Source organism: Paraflavitalea sp. CAU 1676, from assembly GCF_029223285.1.
Taxonomy (GTDB): domain Bacteria; phylum Bacteroidota; class Bacteroidia; order Chitinophagales; family Chitinophagaceae; genus Paraflavitalea.
The window spans coordinates 621,099-643,745 of sequence record NZ_JARHUJ010000001.1 but is presented as its reverse complement, the minus strand read 5'-3'; the positions used below and the strand labels follow the sequence as shown (position 1 = coordinate 643,745).

The 22,647-nt window shown below is 50.5% G+C and carries 15 protein-coding genes; 5 read left to right on the top strand and 10 right to left on the bottom strand.

Annotated elements, in window-relative coordinates:
- Positions 1–5: 5 nt before the first annotated feature.
- The 4 genes from P2H89_RS02660 to P2H89_RS02645 all read right to left on the bottom strand — a co-directional run bounded on the left by P2H89_RS02660 (position 6) and on the right by P2H89_RS02645 (position 4,766).
- Entirely contained in the window at positions 6–3,116 is a 3,111-nt protein-coding gene (locus tag P2H89_RS02660) for a sensor histidine kinase (RefSeq protein ID WP_275824943.1), read from the bottom strand.
- A gap of 13 nt (positions 3,117–3,129) precedes the next feature.
- Positions 3,130–3,540, bottom strand: a complete 411-nt coding sequence (locus P2H89_RS02655; protein WP_275824942.1) for a globin domain-containing protein — start codon at positions 3,538–3,540, stop codon at positions 3,130–3,132.
- Between the two features lie 104 nt (positions 3,541–3,644).
- Positions 3,645–3,956, bottom strand: a complete 312-nt coding sequence (locus tag P2H89_RS02650; RefSeq protein WP_275824941.1) for a hypothetical protein — start codon at positions 3,954–3,956, stop codon at positions 3,645–3,647.
- Between the two features lie 33 nt (positions 3,957–3,989).
- Positions 3,990–4,766: a hypothetical protein gene (locus P2H89_RS02645; protein ID WP_275824940.1), complete on the bottom strand. Its 777-nt coding sequence runs from the start codon at positions 4,764–4,766 to the stop codon at positions 3,990–3,992.
- A 362-nt stretch (positions 4,767–5,128) separates the two neighbouring features.
- On the opposite strand from P2H89_RS02645, the gene P2H89_RS02640 reads away from it, so the two are divergent.
- Together P2H89_RS02640 and P2H89_RS02635 are read left to right on the top strand one after the other, a co-directional pair.
- Positions 5,129–5,626 carry a hypothetical protein gene (locus P2H89_RS02640; protein WP_275824939.1) on the top strand — a complete coding sequence of 166 codons (498 nt, stop codon included), beginning with the start codon at positions 5,129–5,131 and terminating at the stop codon, positions 5,624–5,626.
- A 19-nt stretch (positions 5,627–5,645) separates the two neighbouring features.
- Positions 5,646–6,419 (top strand): enoyl-CoA hydratase-related protein, encoded by a 774-nt coding sequence (locus tag P2H89_RS02635; RefSeq protein ID WP_275824938.1) that lies wholly within the window; start codon positions 5,646–5,648, stop codon positions 6,417–6,419.
- A gap of 77 nt (positions 6,420–6,496) precedes the next feature.
- Here the strand turns inward: P2H89_RS02635 and P2H89_RS02630 are convergent, their stop codons facing one another.
- From P2H89_RS02630 to P2H89_RS02615, 4 genes are all read right to left on the bottom strand, one after another.
- Positions 6,497–7,900, bottom strand: coding sequence for a c-type cytochrome domain-containing protein (locus tag P2H89_RS02630; protein WP_275824937.1), 1,404 nt, complete (start codon positions 7,898–7,900; stop codon positions 6,497–6,499).
- 94 nt (positions 7,901–7,994) lie between these two features.
- The gene (locus tag P2H89_RS02625) at positions 7,995–8,924 is read right to left on the bottom strand and encodes a TIM barrel protein (RefSeq protein WP_275824936.1); all 930 of its coding nucleotides are present in this window, start codon (positions 8,922–8,924) and stop codon (positions 7,995–7,997) included.
- A 24-nt stretch (positions 8,925–8,948) separates the two neighbouring features.
- Positions 8,949–10,460 carry a DUF1501 domain-containing protein gene (locus P2H89_RS02620; RefSeq protein ID WP_275824935.1) on the bottom strand — a complete coding sequence of 504 codons (1,512 nt, stop codon included), beginning with the start codon at positions 10,458–10,460 and terminating at the stop codon, positions 8,949–8,951.
- 19 nt (positions 10,461–10,479) lie between these two features.
- On the bottom strand, positions 10,480–13,209 hold the full coding sequence (locus tag P2H89_RS02615) for a DUF1553 domain-containing protein (protein WP_275824934.1): 2,730 nt from the start codon (positions 13,207–13,209) through the stop codon (positions 10,480–10,482).
- A gap of 122 nt (positions 13,210–13,331) precedes the next feature.
- Between P2H89_RS02615 and P2H89_RS02610 the strand changes: the two genes are divergently transcribed.
- Together P2H89_RS02610 and fumC are read left to right on the top strand one after the other, a co-directional pair.
- Positions 13,332–14,345 carry a LacI family DNA-binding transcriptional regulator gene (locus tag P2H89_RS02610; RefSeq protein WP_275824933.1) on the top strand — a complete coding sequence of 338 codons (1,014 nt, stop codon included), beginning with the start codon at positions 13,332–13,334 and terminating at the stop codon, positions 14,343–14,345.
- Between the two features lie 40 nt (positions 14,346–14,385).
- A complete protein-coding gene (gene fumC, locus P2H89_RS02605; protein ID WP_275824932.1) occupies positions 14,386–15,783 on the top strand; it encodes a class II fumarate hydratase in 1,398 nt (465 codons plus the stop codon).
- 89 nt (positions 15,784–15,872) lie between these two features.
- On the opposite strand, the gene P2H89_RS02600 is transcribed toward fumC, so the two are convergent.
- Entirely contained in the window at positions 15,873–18,296 is a 2,424-nt protein-coding gene (locus P2H89_RS02600) for a TonB-dependent receptor (RefSeq protein ID WP_275824931.1), read from the bottom strand.
- A gap of 84 nt (positions 18,297–18,380) precedes the next feature.
- A complete protein-coding gene (locus tag P2H89_RS02595) occupies positions 18,381–20,138 on the bottom strand; it encodes a PQQ-dependent sugar dehydrogenase (protein ID WP_275824930.1) in 1,758 nt (585 codons plus the stop codon).
- A gap of 182 nt (positions 20,139–20,320) precedes the next feature.
- On the opposite strand from P2H89_RS02595, the gene P2H89_RS02590 reads away from it, so the two are divergent.
- Entirely contained in the window at positions 20,321–22,615 is a 2,295-nt protein-coding gene (locus tag P2H89_RS02590) for a hypothetical protein (protein WP_275824929.1), read from the top strand.
- The last annotated feature ends 32 nt before the right edge of the window (positions 22,616–22,647 follow it).

The window sequence follows — 22,647 nt, the reverse complement described above, 5'->3', positions numbered from 1 at the left end:
ATCGCTTACAATAAGGGGATCCTTACTGTGAAATAGTTGGCATCTTCTTCTATCAGCATGGGTTGTTTGCACAGGAACCTGTACAGCGACATCATATTGGCCAGCCCCTGCCGATTCGATGTTTCCACGAAATTCTTTTTCTGCAGGTTGTTACGTACAACGAGATAATCGTTCTCGACAAACATGTCGATGACCAGCGGTGACCCGATATCCACCAGGTTATGCTTAATGGCGTTCTCCACCAGGTTTTGCAGGCTAACAGGAGCTATCTTTTTCTGCAGGTACTCTTCATTGATCTGGTTATTGATGCGCAGGCCCTGTTCAAAACGCGTCAACTGCAGGTCGATGTATAGCTGAACGAATTTCAGCTCATCGGCAAGTGGTACGATCTCACTATCCCTGTTCTTCAAAATATACCGGTATATCTTCGACATCTTGTCGAGGAAATTGATGGCCATCTTCTGATCGATGCGGATAAGGCTGCTCAATGAGGTGAGGGAATTGAACAGGAAATGCGGGTTAAGGTGTTGCTTAAGGTTTTCATACAGCACCAGGGTTTTCTCTTTTTCGAGTTGCTGTGTTTTGGTTTCCAGCTTTAATATCTGCTGTTGCTGACCCAGCTTGGTACGATAGTACAAATAAAGAGACGCCAATAGTGCGGCAACGGTACACAATAAAAACCACCAGGTGCGGTAGAATGGTTCCTCCACATGGATCACCAGCGATGCAATAGTTGTATTCCAGTTACCCGGCGTGTTGGTTGCTTTTACTTTAAAAACATAATCACCGCCGGGAATATTTGCATAACCTGCGTAACGCCTTTGACCGGCCATCACCCAATCTTTATCGAACCCCTCAAGCATATAAGCATACTCCTGCTTATCGGGGCGGTTGAAATCGAGCGCTGCATATTCGAAGGAGATCACATTTACCCCCGAGGGTACACTGATGGGTTCCCGGCCCCTCAGTTTGTCTTCGCAATACACGTCTTTATCGTCGATCTTAAAAGTGGTAATGAGCAAGGGTACGGTACTGTTCTTTTTGGGGAACGATTGCGGATTGAATGTGTAATATCCTGCGGCAGTGAGTACGGCCATATTGCTGTCGCGCAACAGGGCTAACCCGCTGGCCAGGCCAATCTTTTCCAGACCGTCCTGCTTACCGTAGCTCACGATACTACCATTGTCTTTCCTCACCATGCAGATATTGGGCGGCGTAATGCTCCAGATATTCCCATCGGCGTCGCCCTGGATGGCGATGGTCACTTCTTCCTGCAATCCGTTATCGACATTGTAGAGCTTCGCCAGGACTGGTTGTGGGGCGGCGGTTTGGTAGTGAAAAAGGCCGCCATCGGTGCCGGCCCAGATATCGCCATCGCGGTCGGCATACAGCGCATACACATGATTCTTTTTAACTTCCTGCAGGCCCGCCTTTCCGGCGTCGGGGTTTATGAATGCCTTTGTTGCCGGATCGATGTATCCAAACATGCCCCGGCGGTTACCGATCCATACGCGCCCTTTGCCATCTATGGCCATGGCCCTTACTACATTGGTGGGAATTGATTGTTTATTGGAGGGTTCGTTGTGGTAATGGCTATACTGTTGGGTAAGCGGGTTGTAGCAAAACAGGCCATTCCTTTCGGTAGCCATCCAGATCTGTCCCTGCCGGTCTTCGCGCAGCAGGATGAAGTTATTGGATGGCTTTGCCGGGGAGTATGAGGGAGGCTGCACGGGTTGCGCCAACTTTCGGGTTAACGGATCGTACTGGTAAACGTAATCGCGCGTAAGCACCCAAATAATCCCCTTGCTGCATTGGAAAATATCGTTGACGATGAGGATCGTTTCCTCGCCCTCCATACTGGTAAAAGGTATGGCCAAAGTGCTGCCGGTTGTACGGTCGTACACGTGTAGCCCATCGGCAAAGGCCGTGCCGGTAAACTGCCATCTGCCGGTGCGATCGTCCAGCAATTTAGAGATGGCATAAAAGTTACCGTTGTCGGTATGGCTTACCCGCACCGGATTGAACACAAATTTCTTTTCGCGCTCGCGGATGCGCGAAAGACCGCCAACATGGCCGGCCCAGAGGTTCTGCTGGTTATCCTGCAACAACCTGTCCACGAGTTTACCGGGTATGCCGGATGGCATTTCATCCTGACCGAAGAAGGCGAACCGCCTGGTTTGTTTGTTGAAGACCCCCAAGCCGGCATCGTTACTGGCTATCCAAAGTTCGTTGTCGTTACGGGCTTTGATGTCCATGACGATATTGGTAGTGCCGATATTCTTATTGCCTTTGCTGAACTTATAATTGCTCCATTGTCCGGTGCGAATGTCGTAGTAACTGAGGCCACCAGCCCAGGAGCCCAGCCAGACACCGTCTTTATCGGCCAGGAGGGTAGCAAACAGATCATCGCGCAGGATGCGATTTTGCGGCCAGGCGGTTCGCACTGGCAACATGAGACCTTTTGCCGGCTCAAACCTGTAAAGCCCGTCGTGCGTGGCTAGCCAGTAAAGCCCTTTCCGCTCTTCGTGCATGTCATAGGCGGAGTTGTAGATCGGACGAAACTCCTTTGAGTACAGGGTACTGGTGTCGGGTATGATATCGTATTGTTTGTACCTACCCGTTGCTTTGTCGAGCTGGAATATCCCTTTTTGCACCAAGCCTGCCCAAATGGTATTATCCTGTGCGATGTACAACATGCATACTGCAGGCGTAGCGGCCTGCTGTCCTTCGCCTACGTTTATGGGATAATTCTTAAAAATGCCGGTTGAGGGATCGTAGCAGCTAATGCCGGCACGCACCAATCCTATCCAGATATTCCCCAGACTGTCTTCGGCCAGTTTCGTGACTGCATTGCTGGCCAGGCTATTGCCATCGCCTTTGATGCGGCGGTAAACTTTGAAATTGTATCCATCGTAGCGGTAAAGTCCGTTGGCCGTTCCAAACCAGAGATAGCCGCGCGAATCCTGCAACATGGCGGTGATCTTATTGTTGCGCAGTCCGTTGGTTTCGTCGTAATGGGTAATATTGAAATCAGCAGCATCCTGGGTGTATGCAGCGTTGCTGAAGTGTAGCAGCAGGAATATGAACAGGAAAAAGGTTTGGGAGCGACTGAACATAATTACTGTCAATTTAGTCAATTCCCTGCCCCCGCAGCATTTCTTTGAATAGCCAGTTGAGCATTTCCTGCCAGGCCTCACTGAGTGCTGGCGTCCAGGCCTCGCCCATGCCATCGGCAATGGTCACCAGCAGGCTTTCGCCCACTACGGCATAATGCTCGGGTTGAGCACCATAGCCGCTGTGCCGCTGGCCGAGTTTGTAAATGTCTTTAGCGATGAGTTCGTGCCGCTCCAGGTTGTTGACGATGTGGTTCAACATGGCCGTTAGCTTACAGGCCTGCTCGCGGAGGTCGGTCTTGAATAGGTGTCGGATCAAGGGCTCACTGGCAAATAACTTCTTGTAGAATAACTCGCCCGCCTGCTGTGCCAGCGGTTGAATTTTTCCCCAGGATGTTTGTATGAGCCGAATTTGCTGTGCCGTCATTACTTGGGTTTCAACTGTAAATATGCAGGTAAGCCCTGTAATGGCCCCGTTTTTTCGCCTGAAGCGTGGCAAATTTCAAATGAACCGTAGCAGGACGGGTGGCCTTAGACCATGATCAATATATCGTCTGGTTCTTCGGGCAGGATGCGAATGGGCACCACCTCTCCCACCACCGGTATCTTTCCATCTGTGACCATCGTGCGTGACAACTGGTACAGCAGTCTTTCCTGGATCCTGATCATGACCCATACCTTCAACACCACATACCCTTTCAGCAATTCATTGCTTTCTTCGATCTCTATGATCCGGGCATGGGCTTTCAACCCCTGCTGCAGCAACATTCGTTGTTGCTGCAGCTGATCATATACCTGTTTGCGGTTTCTTCTGCGCGTTGCTATTTTCCACCAGCCCATCACGGTTGTTCGATTTTAGTTCATAGTTGGTAACGGTCAGGTGCCGGCTGCATAGAAGTAGGTGGTGACCGTACTTACTTTTTTGCCTTTTTTGGCTATCAGCTTTACCGGCAATCCTTCTTCGTCGGTTTCGTACTCATAATTGAAGGAGTAGTTCAAGTTGCCATTGCGGGCGATCGAACTGATCTTCTTTACCAGGTGCAGGCTGTTGTGCCCCGCCAGGTTGTTGACATTGCGCCTGAACTTGAAGTCTTCGATACCTGTTTGGTTGTGTTTATCCGTATAGTACTCCAGTTCTTTCGTATTGTACAATTCATTGTTGTACCAGGTTGATATGCGGACGGCATCGCCACCTTCGTATTCATAAGCGATCACATAAATACCATCCTCTCCATAATCGCGAAACTCTTTGCTGAGGTAGCCGCGATCATTGTATTCGAACCGGTGCCCCACCGTATCGGGATGAAAGCTGCCATAAGCTGCTATGGCCCTGCCGCCAATCAGTTTGCCGGCACTATCCACCCGGCCATTGAACCGGTACACGATCCTTGATTCTGTTTTGGAGTACTCGCTGATAAAAAGGCTGTCGCCTTTGTATTGAAATGTGTTGACCTCAGACTCGTTCTCTACCCGTACAACACGCCCCAGGCTATCTTTTGCCAGCCGCGTGGTTGCAGCGCTGTCGCCGGTACTTTCCCAACTAACCAGCTTCTTACTGATCACTGGAATTTCCTGTTTTGCTGTTGCTTTTACGCATGCCATATACCCCGCCAGTGATGCTATCGTTACACCGGCCACAATCCACCGTTTCATAAATTAGGTTTAATGATTAATGATCTTTGATGTGCTATTGCCTGGCAAAGGTGCTATGATCGGCAGGCTCCACAGAAATTTTACCATCCCACCCGTTGTATTCACAGAACGAAATGTATGTAACACGATCCGGAATGTTTGCAAAGGCACTTTCCGGCACAAAGCTATCGTGCACCACGGCCATTTATAAGCACAAATGGGTACCCGGTCGTTTTGGATCAATAACCCGCAGGAATTGTGATTGGCCTGCATTTCACTGGGTTTTCACCACGGCTTACCCGCCCAAACCAACGCCTTACTGCTATTTGCTTTTCCGGGCCGGGTAATGAGCTGATCTTTGTATTGTCAAAATCAACCTTTCTATGTTCAGAACAAACAAAATACTGGCAGTCATCATCATTATGCTGATGCTGGCCTCGTGCGACGCTCAATTGAATGTGGGCATGAAAAAAGATCTCAGCAATGGTATTACCACCAGCTGGAAAAATATGGAGCCTAAAGATGTAGTGCGCATTATGAATGGCGAGAAAGTTTCTCATAACCAGGTAGTATTGGGCGAAAGCTTTGCCGTGGTGAACCAGGGCGTAAAGGGCCTGGTGGTTAAAGAAGGTAAAGTATCGGTAGGCTGCTCACTCAAGATCATCGACAGCACCGGCAAAACATTGCTCACCGAACCCGACCTTTTTAAAGGCAACGATGTATGGGACAAGGAAAAAGCCACCGACCTTAAATGCACCGTCAACACCGGAAAGCCGATGGACTGGCAGCAGGAGTACCAGATCGTGGTTACTTTCTGGGACAAATACGGCAAGGGCAAACTGGAAAACCGATTGACTGCCTATATAGAAGACATTCCTTAGATTTGAGAAAATCTTTGTCATGTATCAAACCTTGCTTGTAACCACTGAAGAACAAATTTGTACGATCACCATCAACCGGCCCGACAAACTCAATGCGATCAATAAGACCGTCATGGAGGAACTGGGGCGGGCGGTAGATGAAGTGTATAGCAACCCCGACATCAAGGCGGCCATCATTACCGGATCGGGCATCAAGGCCTTTGTAGCCGGAGCAGACATCAGTGAGTTTCAGGGTTTGACGAAAGAGCAGGGCCAGGCCCTCTCCAAAAAAGGACATGATGTTTTCTTCAAAATAGAGCGTTCGCCCAAACCCATTGTGGCTGCTGTGAATGGCTTTGCACTGGGTGGCGGATGCGAACTCGCCCTTGCCTGTCATTTCATGATCGCCGCCGACAATGCCAAATTCGGCCAGCCCGAAGTAAACCTTGGTCTTATTCCCGGTTATGGCGGCACGCAAAGACTGGTACAGGTGGCGGGCAAAGGCAGGGCCATGGAACTTCTAATGAGTGGCAGAATGATCGATGCGCAGGAAGCCAAAAGCATTGGTATGATCAATGCGATCGTGCCGCCGAGGGAACTGTTGACGACCGTTAAAGAGCTATTACAAACGATCATCTCCAAAGCGCCTATCGCCGTGGCCAGTATCATCGCCTGCGTCAACAACTTCGATCATACCCAGCAGGGCTATGACTATGAAGTGCAGAAATTCGGTGAATGCTTTGCTACGGAAGACATGGTGGAGGGCGCCTCGGCATTTCTTGAAAAACGTAAGCCGGTATTCAAGGGAAAATAGTCCTTACTGACTTTATATGACAACGGCGCGACTTTCTACTGTCGCGCCGTTGCAATTTATAGGCGGATGTCAAAGGCTTACTTCGTGGTCGCCGGCTTTACTTCGGTTGTATCGGTGGGCAACAGCGGCACCTGGTATCCACCGGTATCTATCAATACGCCTGGGAACGCCTGCTGCAGGCTGGCGTAGTCTTCTCTGCGAACCCCGGTTTGGTAACAATAAATTGATTGCAATCCCTTCATGCCCTTCAACTGTAACAGTCCGTTGGCAGTGATCTTTGTGCCTACGAGGTTGAGGTATTGAAGTTTGGTGAGTTTTTTTAGTTGCTGTAATCCTGCATCGGATATACCGCTATGATCCAGTTGCAGGCGTGTGATGTTGTTGCATTGTATGATATAATCCATTGCCGAATCGTTGATGGCAGGCAGGCCTAGCTTTACCCAGGCCAACTGTTGTTTCATGGGCAACAGCAGTTGCAGGTCTTTGTTGGTAACGCCCCGGGCAGTGATGAAACTGGCCGACAGGTAATGACTGTTTTGCGACACGGGCAGTATGACCGTACCCAGCGATCGTATTCTCTTCAATGCGCTGTCGTCGGCTTTTGCCACCGGCTCGGCGGGTATTGCTGCTGCCAGCTTCTTTTCGGGAGTGCCCGATTTATTTTGCAGGGCCAGCAAGGCGGGTTTGATGGCTTCCGGTTGTTCAAGCTCTTTTACCTTTTTATCAAAAGAAGCACCTGAAGCTACCCACCAGTGCAACAGGGCGAGCTCCTGCTCGGAAAGTTGCGGTTTCTCTTTAGGCGGCATATGATCTTCATGTTCCTTGGGGAGCAGCAGTCTCTTCATCAGGTCGCCTTCTCCGGCTTTACCGGGTATGATGGCAACACCTGTTTTACCTCCTTTGATCAACAGCGCCTGTTCATCCATGCGGTAGCTGCCTTTTTGCTTGTTCTTGTTGTGACAACTGTAGCATTTCTCCTGCAGCAGGGGTTGAATAACGTCTGCATAGGCTGCCGCTTCCTGCACATTGGCAATGGCTGCGCGGCGGGCTGTATCTTCCTTACCGAACGAGCCGAAGGCTTTTGTGAGGTAGTCGGATCCATGGGTGAGCGAGCCACCTACATGGCCTGTGAGCGTGATCAAGACCATCAACCCGATCATCATGGGCCAATGCCAGCGTTTACCCTGTTGCCTTCTGCGCAGGAAATACAATACGATGGCCAGCGCGGCTACTGCGATGCCCAGCCACTGATGCTGATTGACGAGTTGTTCATCATAATCATCACTACGCGACAGGAAATAGCCGGTTATACAAGATATGACCGCACTGATCATACCGAAGAGGAGCGATATATTGATCGCTTGTTCCAGTCCGGCGGCGGGCTTCCGGCGCTCGAGGAACTGGAGTATACCTGCAAGCACCAGTATACCGATCGGCAGGTGTACGAATACGGGATGGAAATGACCAACTAATGAAAACATATGGAATAGATAGAACCTCGTGTTACGTTATGAACTGTTGCGGGAGCTGCTTGATACAGGAGTACTGGCCACCCTACATCCGGCGGCTACCGGCTTATGAATATCGCTTTCTGAGCATTTGCATCATATGCACATTGATGGCCCACTGGTCGGCCAGGGGCTGACGGGTATAGGGCAAGGTGGGCATATAATCGGGAGGACCAAACTCGGTCAATATCGTTAATGGCTGTCCTGCTTTTTTCTTCTTCTCTACAATGGCATCCCACCAGCCGATATGCGTTTTCACGGCGCCTTCCCATTCGGGAGCCCGCGGATCGCTTACCTGTGGACCTTCGGGATGACCTACGCGGGCGTGGATATGATCGGTGCGGTCGAGCGCCAGTGCCACTGTTTCGGGCTGATCGCCCAACAGGCTTTCATGCACGGTGCACCAATGCGATATATCGAGCGTCAGCCGCAGATCGGGCAATTTCTCCATATACTGCCTGGCCACAGACGCAGCAAAGAGGATACGCGAACGATGTGTTTCATGACATATGCGGATACCTGTTTTCTTCGCCAGCTGGGTGGTATGATCGATGAATGCCTGGTTTTGCTCGAAGGTGAAATAGTCGCGACCTGAATGGCAATTAAGGTACAAAGGCTTTTGAGCTGTATTGTTTGCCGCTGCATCTACAGCGGTCTTGAACTCCGTAAGGTGCTGCTGTGGGTTGCTGGAAGATCCTCCGCAAAGGAATCCCACTTCCAGTCCATGCTTTTTCAAGGCGGTGAACAACTCATCGCGCGATGCCTGATCGCCGGGCCACCACAATTCAATGCCATCGTAACCTTCTTTTTTCACTTTGGCACAAAACTCATCGGTGGTGCCCCTGAAGCCCCAGTTGGTGGCCATGATCTTCAGTGAAAATCCTTTGGCTGCCGGGAAGGCATGTTTTTCCTGTGCAAATGTTTCTAATGACGACAGCATCATAGCAGTGGTGGCTGATGCGCCCAATCCAAAAAACTTTCTGCGGCTTAAAGGCATATGTTGTTGGTTGTTTTTATTTTTTTATGCTATGATCTCTTCTATTACCCGGCCATGCACATCGGTGAGGCGGAATGGCCTGCCCTGGAATTGGTAGGTGAATTTTTCGTGATCAAAGCCCAATTGATTGAGTATAGTTGCTTGTATATCGAAAGCAGTTGTTTTACCGCTGACGGCTGCATAACCGATCTCGTCGGTTTCGCCAAAACTGGCTCCCCGCTTAATGCCTCCGCCTGCCATCCAGATGGTGAAGGCTTCTACGTGGTGGTCGCGCCCTTTGAAAGGATTCTGTTTACCATCGCGGTTCTCCATCATAGGCGTTCTGCCAAATTCACCACCCCATACCACCAGCGTATCTTCGAGCAGGCCTCTTTGCTTAAGATCAAGCAATAAGGCGGTAGTGGCTTTATCGATCTGCCGACATTTATTAATGAAACCAACGTCTATTGCTCCTCCGGCATCGGTACCGTGACTATCCCAACCCCAATCGAACAACTGTACAAATCGAACTCCTTTCTCAACCAGCTTCCGCGCCAGCAGCACGTTATTGGCATAACAGGACTTACCAGGTTGCGTGCCATACATATCGTGTATGTATTGCGGCTCGTCGTTGATGTTCATTACCTCCGGCACAGATATCTGCATGCGGTAGGCCATTTCGTATTGAGCTATCCGGGAGAGTGTTTCGGGATCCTGGAACTCGGCATATTGCTGACGGTTCACTTCATTGATGGCATCAATAGACGCTTTACGCAGGTCGCGGTCGATGCCTTCCGGATCGTTGATAAACAACACCGGATCGCCTTCGCTGCGGCACTGCACGCCCTGGTACACGCTGGGCAGAAACCCGCTACCCCAAACGCTTTTGCCAGCATCGGGAAATCGCCCCCCGGACGTAAGCACTACGAAGCCCGGTAGGTTCTGGTTTTCGGTTCCCAATCCATAGGTAGCCCAGGCGCCCATACTGGGACGGCCGAGCCTCGGCGCTCCGGTATGTATCAGCAATTGTGCAGGTCCATGATTGAACTGATCGGTAGTAACTGCCTTCAGGAAGCTTATTTCATCGGCAACGCTGGCCAGGTGCGGCAGGTGGTCAGAAACCCAGGCGCCGCTTTGTCCCCGCTGTTTGAAGGCAGCCTGTGGTCCCAGCATTTTGGGTACTCCTCTTATAAATGCAAAGCGCTTGCCTTCGAGGAGAGATTGCGGGCAGGCCTGTCCATCCAGTTTAAGCAGTTCGGGTTTGTAATCGAATAGTTCGAGTTGGGATGGAGCTCCTGCCATGTGCAGGTAGATCACGGATTTGGCCCTGCCAGGAAACAAGGGCTGTTTGGATGCGAGTGGATTGGCCGCATCAAACGCCACCTTGCTGATGGCTTGCTCTTTATCATCCTTACAACCACCAAACAGGGAGCCCATGGCCAAAGCACCGAGCCCCATGGCACTTTCCCGGAGAAAGTGCCTCCGCGAATGATAGTGTGCAGCCCGTTCATTTGCTTCTTTGACGAGGCGCTGGGTATGCAATTCTTTTTGTGTCATATGCTCTGAATACGTTGTATCAGTTTTTAGTGATCAGTTCGTCCAGGTTCAGCATGGCATTGGCGGTAACCACCAGGGCCGCCGTTTCGGGATTGTTGTGTTCATCCATCACACCGATCATGGCGCAGGTTTTCGCTTTATCCTGGCTGAACTGTTTCAATGCTTTTTGATAGAGCGCCGAAAGCGCCTGCAGCCTTGCAGGAGTAATGGCTTTGTACATAGCCAGTTCGTATCCTTTGCTGATCTGCTTCTGTACATCGGTTGCCTCCAATTGCTGCATCCGGTAGGCCATATGACGGGCCATGTCCAGATAGGCTTCATCGTTCATTGTTACGAGCGCCTGCAAAGGGGTATTGGTACGGATACGCCTGGCTGCACACAACTCACGCGGCGCACCATCGAAGGTGATCATCGATGGATAAGGAGCTGTTCGTTTCCAGTAGGTATACACGGCCCTTCTATGTCCGTCTTCACCAGGCGCATTTTTCCATTGGGCACCGTTATAGGGCGACAGCCAGATACCATCCGGCTGATAGGGGTATACCGGAGGTCCAAACATTTTTGTACTGATCAATCCACTGATGCATAGCGACTGATCACGCACCTGCTCTGCCGAGAGGCGAACTCTTGCTCCCCGGGCATAATACTTATTGTAAGGGTCCTTTTCAATCAATTCTTTGGTTGCCTTTGAATCCTGCCGATAGGTGGCGGATAGTACAACCGACCTCATCAGTTTTTTAAGACTCCATTTATCGGTGTGCATAAACTGATAGGCAAGATAGTCGAGCAGTTCCCGGTGGGTGGGTGAAACTCCCTGTGTGCCCAGGTCTTCCAGCGTTTCTGCGAGCCCGGCCCCAAAGAACTGCTCCCATACCCTGTTTACCATCGTGCGTGCGGTGAGTGGGTTGTCGGTTTGGGTGAGCCACATGGCCAGGCCAAGCCTGTTACGCGGCGCTTTGTCGGGAAACCGGTTCAGGGCATGAGGTACGTCGGCCTTGACCTCTTTTCCTTTTACCAGCCAATTGCCTCTTTCAAATACTTGCGTAGGACGGTGCATGTCGGCAGGGTTGTCCATCATGATGGGTGTAGTGGGTACTCCTTTGTTCAGCAGGCCCCACCAACGTGCTTCCTGGGCAGCATAGCCTGGCTGACCTTTTCCGGGAAACGGTGCCGAAAAATGAAACCAATCGAATGTGGCGCCACTTGCTTCGGGATTCGTAAGACTTGCGCTGCTATAGTTGAGGTATAAATGGTGAACGCCATTGGTAGCGGGTATCTCAAAGCGACGGATCTCCCATCCTTTGGTCGCCGGCAAGGTTATTTTTTTGACAACCGGCCCGTTGCTGCTATCGATGTGTAAGGTCAATATTCCATCATTAATCCCAGTCGAGTAGCGCATCAGGAGCTCGGTTCTGTTGGTGAGTTCAACGGACTTCAACCGCGCTACGCCGTGATTGCGGCAATTCAGCCACTTGGTATCGGCGAGGGCGCTGTTCACCAGCTCGTCGGCAGTAAGGGAATGAATAGAAGGTTCCCAGGTTTTGATGAATCGCTCCCAGTTTTGCGCTTCGGCCGGTGAACCATATTTCGCTGCCCAATCGATCAAGGTCGTCAATTCGCTGCTCATCGAATCGGTAAAATGTCTCAGTAGGGGATACTCTTCATACGTATCCTCATCGCGGGTATCGTTGAAAAAAGCAAGGAACTTATAATATTCATCATGCGTGAAGGGATCGTATGGGTGACTGTGGCATTGCACGCAGGCGAAGGTTGTGCCCATGATACCTTCCCAGGTAGTATTTACACGATCCAATACTGCAGCCGTACGAAACTCTTCATTGTCCGTGCCGCCTTCATCGTTAGTAAGGGTGTTACGATGAAAAGCGGTCGCTATCAATTGATCATCGGTAGGATGAGGTAACAGGTCGCCGGCGATCTGTTCCTTCAGGAATTTGTCGTATGATTTGTCTTCATTGAAGGCCCTGATCAACCAGTCGCGGTAACGCCAGATGTTTCGGGGACTATCTCTTTCATATCCTTTTGTATCGGCGTAGCGAGCGATATCGAGCCATACAGAAGCCCATTTTTCTCCAAAGTGACGGGAGGCCAGTAATGAATCGACCAATTGGTCATAGGCATTTGCTGCCGAACTCTTTAAATAGGTTTGCGCCCACTCCTCCGGCGCCTGCATACCAATAAGATCCAAACTCAACCTTCGCAGCAGGGTTGCTTTGTCTGCTTCGGGCGAAGGCTTCAATCCTGCATCGGCCTGTTTTTCGTATATAAAATGATCGATGGCATTTCGGGCGGCGGTATTGCCCGATGCCGGCACAGGGGTTTCTTTAACGGGTACATAAGCCCAGTGATCGCCCCATACGGCTCCTTGCTTCACCCAATTGCGGAGTATTTTTATTTCGCCTTCGGTAAGTGGTTCTTCATGGTAAGGCATCCTTTCCTCAAGATCGTGTAGCGTAAGGCGGCGGATCATTTCACTGTTGTCCGGATCGCCGGGAACGATGGCGGGCTTGCCCGATTCGGTATTGGCCAATGCCTCTGAACGGAACAGCAGGCTGAAACCTCCCTGGCGCTTTACGCCTCCATGGCAGGAAATGCACTTCTTATTAATGATAGGTTTTACTTCGGTGTTGAAGTCGATGGCAGGGCTTCGGGTACTGAAGGTGAATATCAGGACGGCTGCTACCAACACGGCAACAACCAACAATGTTTTCTTTACAGCAGGTGCAATCATATGGAACCGTTTGGATAGCGTCTAAAGTTAATGATAAATTGCAGCAGGTGCATCCTGCTCAGACAGGGATTGCGCAATCGTTTGCCTTTTTTTTGATATATTACCGGTTTATTTTCGTTCATATGGAGAAAAAGCTTCCGACCATTAAAGAAATAGCGCAGCGGCTCAACATTTCCATTTCAACTGTTTCGCGCGCCTTGCACGATCATCCCAGTATTGGATTGCGTACGAGGCTGGCAGTGAAGAAGATGGCGGCTGAGTTGAACTACGAGCCCAACCAAACGGCTATTTTCTTCAAACAGCGGAAGACCTTTACGATCGGCGTCATTTTACCCAACCTGCGGGAAGAGTTCTTTTCCTCGGCCATCAATGGCATCGAGACGATCGCATTACAAAATAACTATATCGTACTGATCGGTCAGTCGCACGACGATATCGAGAATGAGAAAAGGATATTGGAAACGATGAAGAAGCACCGTGTGGACGGCATTCTCGCTTCCATTTCCAAGAACACCACGCAGATCGAGCATTTTGAGCAAATGAAGAGCTATGATATTCCGGTCGTGTTCTTCGACCGGGTGCCCGATGCGCCTGATGTGCATTCGGTAAGCTGCAACCTGTACCACAGTTCGATCGAGGCGGTAGAGTTCCTCATCAACAAAGGACACAAGACCATAGGATATATCCAGGGGCCTGCCACCCTGGGCATCAAGAACGAACGGCTGGCCGGTTATTACGAAGCGCTCAAAAAGCATAAACTGCCGGCAGATGAGTCGCTGATCGTGAGCACCGACCTTTCGACCGAAAGCACGCAGCAGGCTTTGGATACCTTGCTGTCGATGAAGAAGAAACCCACGGCGGTATTGGTATTTAATGATTATGTGGCGTTGGACGCCATCCATTATGCGCGGCAAAAGAAATTAAAGATCGATAAGGATATCAGCTTCGTAAGCTATGCCAATGTTTCGGTAACCCGCTATCTCGATTACCCGCCCATCGCTTCGGTAGAGCAGTTCCCTTACGACCAGGGAGCCAGGGCCACCGAATTGCTGTTCAAACTACTGGACACCAAGATCAACCGGCAGGATATTCCTTACGAAAATGTGGTATTAAAAAGCGAATTAATCGTGCACTAAAGCGTAATCCGCCTACCTTTGCCCTCAAATTTTTTCCGTTATGGATTATCGTATTGAAAAAGATACCATGGGTGAGGTGCAGGTGCCAGCCGATGCTTTATATGGTGCACAGACCCAACGCAGCATTGAAAATTTCAAGATTGCACAGGATATCAATAAGATGCCCAAAGAGATCATCCGTGCGTTTGCCTACCTGAAAAAAGCCGCCGCTATCACCAACTTCGAAGCAGGTGTGCTGCCCAAAGAAAAATCGGACCTGATTGGTCAGGTGTGCGATGAGATCCTCGCCGGTAAGCTGGATGCTTACTTCCCCCTCGTAATATGGCAAACCGGTTCGGGTACCCAATCCAACATGAACGTAAATGAAGTTGTCGCTTACCGTGGTCACGTGATCAAAGGCGGCCAGCTCACCGATAAAGAGAAGTTCCTTCATCCCAACGATGATGTAAATAAATCACAGTCTTCCAACGACACCTTCCCTACTGCGATGCACATTGCAGCCTATAAGATGCTGCTGGATGTAACCATCCCCGGCATCGAGAAGCTGCGTGACACGCTTCAGGCGAAGAGCAAGGAGTACATGAAAGTGGTGAAGATCGGCCGTACGCATTTTATGGACGCCACCCCGCTTACTGTAGGTCAGGAGTTCAGCGGTTATGTTTCGCAACTGAACCATGGCCTCAAGGCTATTAAGAATACCCTTGCCCACCTGAGCGAACTGGCCCTGGGTGGTACCGCAGTTGGTACCGGTATCAATACCCCGCCCAACTACGATGTAAACGTTGCCAAACATATTGCAAAGCTCACCGGCCTGCCCTTCGTTACTGCAGAAAACAAATTTGAGGCGCTCGCTGCTCACGATGCCATCGTGGAAGCACACGGTGCCCTGAAAACGGTTGCCGTGAGCCTGATGAAGATCGCCAACGATATCCGCATGCTGAGCTCGGGCCCGCGCAGCGGCATCGGAGAGATCTTCATTCCCGATAATGAACCCGGTTCTTCTATCATGCCTGGTAAGGTGAACCCTACCCAGTGCGAAGCCCTCACGATGATCGCCGCACAGGTGTTGGGTAATGATGTGGCGATCAATATCGGTGGCGCTACCGGTCATTTCGAGCTGAATGTATTTAAGCCTGTCATGATCGCCAACTTCCTGCACAGTGCCCGCCTCATTGGCGATGGCTGCGTAAGTTTCAACGACAAGTGTGCGGTGGGATTGGCGCCTATTGAAGAGAATATCAAGAAACACGTGGACAATTCACTGATGCTGGTAACTGCTCTCAACACGAAGATCGGTTACTACAAGGCTGCTGAAATTGCCCAGACAGCCCACAAAGAAGGCACTACCCTGAAAGAAATGGCCGTTAAGCTCGGCTATGTAACGCCAGGACAATTTGACGAATGGGTGGTACCTGCCAACATGGTTGGAAAGATCTAAGCGTTCTCATTTGCTGAAAATACGAGAGGTTGTCTTCCAGGAAAGACAACCTCTTTTTTTTACACAGAAAACCAGGACTACGTTTCGACCTACAACTTCACCGCCACATTGGCCAACACGCCGTAAGGCATTTGCTGACTCAAGGTACCCTGACCGGTAAAGTATTGCTGATCGGTAATATTATCGAATTTAACGCCCAGGCGGAACCTTCTTGTTTCATAGAACACCGTTGCATTCAACAGTACATAGGAAGGAAGCGTAAATACCCCTGTAGCGGCAGAATTGGCCGTTAAATGTTCGCCGGTATAGGTGCCACCTGCACCAACGCCCAGGCCTTTGTATTTGCCTTTCAGGATGGAATAGCTTACCCACAGATTAGCCAGGTTGGCCGGACCAGCAGCAGGAGGTCTTCTTCCCTGCAGGGCTGCAGTGGTTTTGGTGAGTTTACTATCGTTGTGGGCATAGCCGGCGTTGACGTTCAATCCGTCGATGGGATTGGTGTTCAGCTCGAACTCGATGCCCTTGCTGTTTTGCGTTCCATCCTGCACAGTCACATTATAGTCGATGCCATTTTGTTTAAGCACATCGGGACGGGTGATGTTGGATACACTGATATCATAATAGCTGGCAGTAAAGTTCAGCTGATTGTTGAACAGTTCCAGCTTTACGCCACCCTCCCATTGTTCTGCCTGCTGCGGCTTGAATACGCCCGATAGTTCGGGCAGCGGTTGTGCTACCGGCGCTACGTTGGAAAAGCCATTCATGTAGTTACCAAACAGTGATACATGTTTTTTGATCACCTGGTACACCAAACCCAGTTTGGGAGAAAAGGCGGTTTGTGCGTACCTGGTATTTGCCTGCAGTGCATTGGTGGCATGGTTAAGCGTGCCTTTGCTGTCGAACCGATCTACCCGCAGGCTGAGCATGGCCAGCAAGCCGGGCGTAACATTGATCACATCAGAGGCATAGGCGCTATAGATATAAGTGGAACTGTGGTTGCGTGTGGGCGCCAGTGTGCTGGCCGCGATTTTTTGGTCAACCGCATACTTCGATATTTTGGTATAGTTCTTATCATCGTTCAATGTACCATTCACGAAATCGAACACGATATACGGCGAGTTGTCATTGTTCACTTTGAAACGAACATAGTCAACACCGATCAGCAGCCGGTTGCGAAAGCCGAGTACCTTGAATTCGCCGGTAAAGTTCTGTTGAATATCCAGCGCTGTGTTGATGGTATTTTGCAGAGAAATATTGCGCTCCAGCGAGTCGTCGGTTGCTTTACGGATGAACTGGTACTGGTAGTACCCATCCGATTTACGGGTATTGCTGGAGATGATGGTTTGCGATGTCCAGCCGGGCGACAACTTGTAAGTACCGATGGCACGTACGTTCACCGTAGGCGTTTTCATGGTAAGGTCGTTGCTGGTATAGGAACGCTTCCAGTCAAAATGCAGTTCATCGGGCTCATGTGCAACGAACTGGCGCGTGCGGTTGAGGAATACAACGGCCGGACTGGTCGCTTCTGCATTGTAGAAATCGGCATTGAGGTTGATCCGCAGTTTTTCAGATGCCCGCAACTCCAGTGATGGCGCCAGGAACATAGTTTTACGGAAGCCGGCATCCTGGAAACTGAGCTGATGATGATAAGCTGCGTTTAAGCGAAACAGCACCGTTTTTTCCTTGTTCAGCGGACCATACACATCGGCCACTGCACGGTTGAGGTTGAAACTGCCGGTGGTATAAGACACTTCGCCACCCAGGGTATCGAGTGGTTTCTTGGTGGTGATATTTACCAGACCACCAAAAGATGTAACGGCGCCGCCAAACAAGGTGGCCGATGGCCCTTTCACCACTTCGATCCGTTCGATGGAGGCAGGATCATAATCGCCGTTGGTTTGTCCGGGTACGCCATCTACCAGCGATGCTTCTGTGCGAAATCCACGCAGGGAATAATAAGAGGCTCCATCGGAATTGATACCGCGGCTGCCCTGTACCTTGTACAGACCAGGCGCATTGCGCAGTGCACTGGCAAAATCGATGACCATTTGCTCACGCAACAGGTTCTTGGGTATAGATGTATATACCTGCGGGTTCTCGAGCCGGCTCAGCGGCATCTTCGCCACTGACTGACTTTCTTTGGTATAGAATTTATTTTTTCGGCCTGCAATCACGATCTCTTCGAGGAACGCGTGGTTCTCACTCAGGTTAAAATTACAGATCGTGTTTTCGCCTTCTTTTACGGTGATCGTTTTATCGACCGGTTTCAACTCAACCGAGGAAACCCTGATCGTGTATTCACCAGCTGGTATGCCGGTGATCTTGTATTCACCTTGCGCGTTGGTCATGGTAGCCTGCTTTTTACCTACCAGGGTGACCGATACGCCTTCGGCGGGTTCGCCATCGGAAGAATACACTTTACCGGATAATGAGCCGTTTGATTGCGCGATGGCATTAGCGCCAAATATTGTAAGTATACAACCTACAAGGGCGGAGAGTAGTTTGGTGTTCATCGCCGCAAAGGAATGAAGTATCGGCCCCACCGGCTTACGGTATGAGGAAATCGGTTTACGATATGGGTAACTATTGGGTGGCCGTTATTGTAATATTATCTTGTCTGTCCTGATCTCTGCACCATTCGCATTGTACAATTTCAGGATATAAAGACCTCTTTTGAACCCACTTACGTTCAGGGTAAAACTATTACGGGTGGAGAGTCCTTCCAGCACCGGGATGGCATTCATATTGATGAGCCGGTAACGGACAGGTTTCGTTACAGCAGGCTCCGTTTCTACCTGGATATAACTGGTGGCGGGATTGGGGTACACACTCGTTGTATATTCAACGGGTGGTTTTATGCCAGGTTGTTCTGTCATGGGCAATATCATACCGGAATATTCAAATACCAGGATGGCGCCTTTATTGGTCATATTGGTTTGGTTGGAGCCACTGGGTCCGGAAGTGGAACCAATACTGTCTGTTACTATGAATATTTTTCCATCGGGACTTAATGCAATATCGCGGTACCTGTTGACCGATTTGAAATAACCGATCGAATCGCCGATGATGGCATCTTTAGCCGCATTGAGGCGATAACGGTAGAGGGTACCACGGCGCAGGGTAGTCACCAGCAGAGAAGGATACCAATTGGGTATGCCTTTACCGGCATTCAGGTGATAATATTCGATGGCCGAAGGAGCAATGGTGGGATATTTCAACCAGCCGTTTGCGATCTCACAACTGCTGGCCGGCAGGGGTGTGCACTCTGTATAGGCCTTTACCACCGGCTTTTTGAACACGGCTTTTACGCTGGCCGGCGCATTCTTCTCCTGCATTACTGTGGCTCCTGTAGGAATATAAAACGGGCTTTCCACAAAACCCTGCGAGCAATCGTCGGCCGTTGACCAGTTTACATATTGGTAATTCACTTCATCCGAATCGCCGGCTATATAGGGCCAGCCATAGTTGCGGCCCCCTTCAATGATGTTTACTTCGTCGTCGGTATTGGGGCCATGCTCGGAACTGAACAATTTGCCGCCAGCGGTGAGTATGGGTGTGGTGAACCCGGCAGCAGGTTCTTTTTCCCATACCAGGCCCTGCGGATTACGGTGCCCGATGGTAAATATATGGCTGCGCACGCCGCCCCAAACGGGATTGTCCGAAGGAATAGTTCCATCGAAGTTGAGCCGCAGTATTTTTCCCGAATACAGGGAATAATCGGCTGCTGTGATATTGGCTTGCGTAGGCAGTTTTTGCGACCTGATCTCATTACACCGGTTATTGAACTGGTTGTTGCCGAGATCGCCGCAGGAATAATACAATTTGTCGTCGGCACCAATAATGAGGCGGCCGGTGCTGTGGTCGCCGCCGGCCGGTATACCCTGTATCAGCGTGGTAGGGTTGGTGAGGGATGGCGATGCGCCTCCGTTGTATTTGTAACGCACGATCCTGATCTGAGAAGAAGTATAGCTATAAGCCACGAATATAGAGTCCTGGTTAGTGCCTTTTGCAAATCCCGGATGGAGGGCCAGGCCCAACATTCCATTTTGCCCGATGCCGGTGGCCGCATAGGGCGAAAAGCCGTTGCGGGAAATGTTCAATGCTACTGAACCCTGTATATCGAGGATGATCTGCCGAACTCCCGTTCCTGTATCCACGCGAACGATGCGACCTATCTTTTCTGTAATATAAAGGTGGTTATCTGGCCCGTACACCACATCGAAAGGATGCGCGAGCCGATAACCACCGGCGCCTGGTTTTTCATTCAAAACAGTGCGTGTAAAGGGTTCATTTTGAGCGGTAGAGGAGAATGAAAATAATATAACAATGCTCAAAAGCAGGGTGTTGTTTTTCATAGTCCGGATAGGGTTAAGGGTGCTTCGGATTATTGATTTTGGTAACACTAAGTTGAGCATTTTCCTGATGCAAAACAATAGCTGAAACCCGCACTGACACTAGTATATATACGATTGTACATCTGACACCTGTGCAATACTTTTACAGGAATCCAGGATACCCAAGTATCTAATCCATACTTATGAAAGCAAATCTACTTTTACAACCACTACTGTTCTGCGTATGCACGTTGGTGATACTACCGGCGGCATATTCACAAACCGCCCGGGTGCTTACCGGGAAAAGTTATGTCAACATCACCAAGGGGGTGAGTGGCGGCACCATCGAACCCGGCGATACGCTCGAAATACGCGCCACTATCGCCGTGGGGAACTTTGATGGCAGATCGGTGAGCAATGCCCATTATGTAGACACTATTCCCGCCAACACTACTTTCATCAGCGGCAGCCTTAAAATGCTGACCAATGAAGGGATCGATTTCAAAGCCTATTCCGATGCAGCGGGAGACGACCCTGCTTATTACGACCCGGCAGGGTATATCCGCATCAACCTGGGCAGCACCTTCAACGCCGGCGCGAATCTCGGCGGCATCTGTAGCAATACCACTCCATGGTCGGCTCCCAACGGTGGGTTGATACATGGGCAAGGACGGCCTTCCTTCTTTGGAGGCGTTTGTATCATATCGGCCTCTTTCCGCATCCGCGTCAATCCAGCCATGGCCTATGGCAGTTCTATCAACCTGTATGGCGGATCGTTTTACTACCGGAACAATGGCACCAACGTAAACAGTCCCTGCAGCGCCTGGAGTGTTGCCATCCAGGCCAATGCCGGTCTTTGCTCCAATTCAATAGGCGCCAATGCGGTGTTGGAAAACGGCGGAACTTTTGGTAGCGGCACCACTCAAAACAGGGCTACTTCGGCTATTGTACCCGGTTTCGCCTTTCAAAGCGTTGCAACCGGACAGCCTAATGATGGTAGTTACTCGATCGTCAACAACTTAAGCCCTTCGGGCAATACCAACCCCAATTCGCCCATCCCCCACAGCACCAACCGCGTGCACGCGCGCTGGGATATCATGGGCGACCACACCGGGGCCACCAATCAACAAGCGGGCAACTTACCGGTTGCGCCGGGCGCCAATGGCGGTTACTTCATCGCCGTGAATGCAGCCTACGCCAATAGCAACGCGATACAGCAAACGGTGGGCGGTCTTTGCCCTAATACCTATTACGAATTCTCGGCCTGGTTCAAGAATATCTGTAAGTATTGCGGTTGCGACTCTACCGGCCAGGGCTCTTACGGCAGTTCGGGTTCTACCTTTTTCCCCAACCCCAACTTCAGAGACCCGGACTCTTCGGGTGTAAACCCCAACCTTACTTTTACGGTTGATGGTGTTGACTATTATACAACGGGTAATCTCAAATATACCGGACAGTGGGTGAAGAAAGGATTTGTGTACAAGACGGGACCTGGTCAAACCTCTTTCACCATCACCATCCGCAACAATGCTGCCGGCGGCGGTGGTAACGACTGGGCGCTGGACGATGTGACGCTCGCCACCTGCAGTCCCAACCTCGACCTCCAACCCTCTCCTTCCCTCTCTGTTTGTGATGGGCAGGTGATCGACATGTATGCCAATATCCGCTGTTACTTCCCCAACTATATTCACTGGCGCTGGGAAAGAAGTACGGATGGCGGCACCACCTGGGCCAATACAGGTGTTAGTGGAACGGGTACGCCGGTATTGGTGGGCGGAGAATATGAGTACAAAGCGACCTACCCTACCTTTCTGGCGGGAGCGGTTGTCAATGGCCACCGCTACCGCGTGCGGATCGCTTCCATGCCTGGCAACCTGAGCAACGACAACTGTTCTTACATGGCCACCACACTCATCACGATCACTACGGTCAATTGTAATGTACTGGTGCAAACCGATCTGCAGTCGTTCGCAGGCAGAGCCGTCAACGACCATACCCAACTTCAATGGACCACGATCAATGAAGAAGAAGGCACGAGGTACATCATAGAAAGCAGTTTCGATAAAACGAACTTTACGAGGATCGGCGAGGTGCCCGGTACTTCAACCGGCAGTCAAACCTATCACTTCACCGATCCCCAGCCCATAAGTGGTGTACGTTATTACCGCATTATCATCACCGATGGCAAGGCCAGCAAGTACAGCCGTATCATACAGGTATCGAATGGTGTGCCCGATTTCGCGGTGCGTTCCATTGTGAACCCCTTCCAGGATAAGATCAACATCGACCTTACATCGCCCGATAACATGCCGCTGGTGATTTCATTGATGGATGGATACGGCCGGCTTATCCGGAAGGTATCTACTGTAGTGAGTAAAGGATACAACACGGTTAGCATCACCGGTCTTAGCAATGTGCAGCCAGGCAATTACATTATCCAGTTGCAGCAACAGGATGCCGTAATCACCAGGCAGGTGTTGAAACTGAAAAGAGAATAATCAACCATGCACCTGATAAAATGCTTCGGGCC

What these genes read in the sequence shown, in the direction of transcription:
- P2H89_RS02660 (WP_275824943.1), bottom strand. Translation starts at nt 3,116, where the DNA reads ATGTTCAGTCGCTCCCAAACCTTTTTCCTGTTCATATTCCTGCTGCTA.
- P2H89_RS02655 (WP_275824942.1), bottom strand. Translation starts at nt 3,540, where the DNA reads ATGACGGCACAGCAAATTCGGCTCATACAAACATCCTGGGGAAAAATT.
- P2H89_RS02645 (WP_275824940.1), bottom strand. Translation starts at nt 4,766, where the DNA reads ATGAAACGGTGGATTGTGGCCGGTGTAACGATAGCATCACTGGCGGGG.
- P2H89_RS02640 (WP_275824939.1), top strand. Translation starts at nt 5,129, where the DNA reads ATGTTCAGAACAAACAAAATACTGGCAGTCATCATCATTATGCTGATG.
- P2H89_RS02635 (WP_275824938.1), top strand. Translation starts at nt 5,646, where the DNA reads ATGTATCAAACCTTGCTTGTAACCACTGAAGAACAAATTTGTACGATC.
- P2H89_RS02630 (WP_275824937.1), bottom strand. Translation starts at nt 7,900, where the DNA reads ATGTTTTCATTAGTTGGTCATTTCCATCCCGTATTCGTACACCTGCCG.
- P2H89_RS02625 (WP_275824936.1), bottom strand. Translation starts at nt 8,924, where the DNA reads ATGCCTTTAAGCCGCAGAAAGTTTTTTGGATTGGGCGCATCAGCCACC.
- P2H89_RS02620 (WP_275824935.1), bottom strand. Translation starts at nt 10,460, where the DNA reads ATGACACAAAAAGAATTGCATACCCAGCGCCTCGTCAAAGAAGCAAAT.
- P2H89_RS02615 (WP_275824934.1), bottom strand. Translation starts at nt 13,209, where the DNA reads ATGATTGCACCTGCTGTAAAGAAAACATTGTTGGTTGTTGCCGTGTTG.
- P2H89_RS02610 (WP_275824933.1), top strand. Translation starts at nt 13,332, where the DNA reads ATGGAGAAAAAGCTTCCGACCATTAAAGAAATAGCGCAGCGGCTCAAC.
- fumC (WP_275824932.1), top strand. Translation starts at nt 14,386, where the DNA reads ATGGATTATCGTATTGAAAAAGATACCATGGGTGAGGTGCAGGTGCCA.
- P2H89_RS02600 (WP_275824931.1), bottom strand. Translation starts at nt 18,296, where the DNA reads ATGAACACCAAACTACTCTCCGCCCTTGTAGGTTGTATACTTACAATA.
- P2H89_RS02595 (WP_275824930.1), bottom strand. Translation starts at nt 20,138, where the DNA reads ATGAAAAACAACACCCTGCTTTTGAGCATTGTTATATTATTTTCATTC.
- P2H89_RS02590 (WP_275824929.1), top strand. Translation starts at nt 20,321, where the DNA reads ATGAAAGCAAATCTACTTTTACAACCACTACTGTTCTGCGTATGCACG.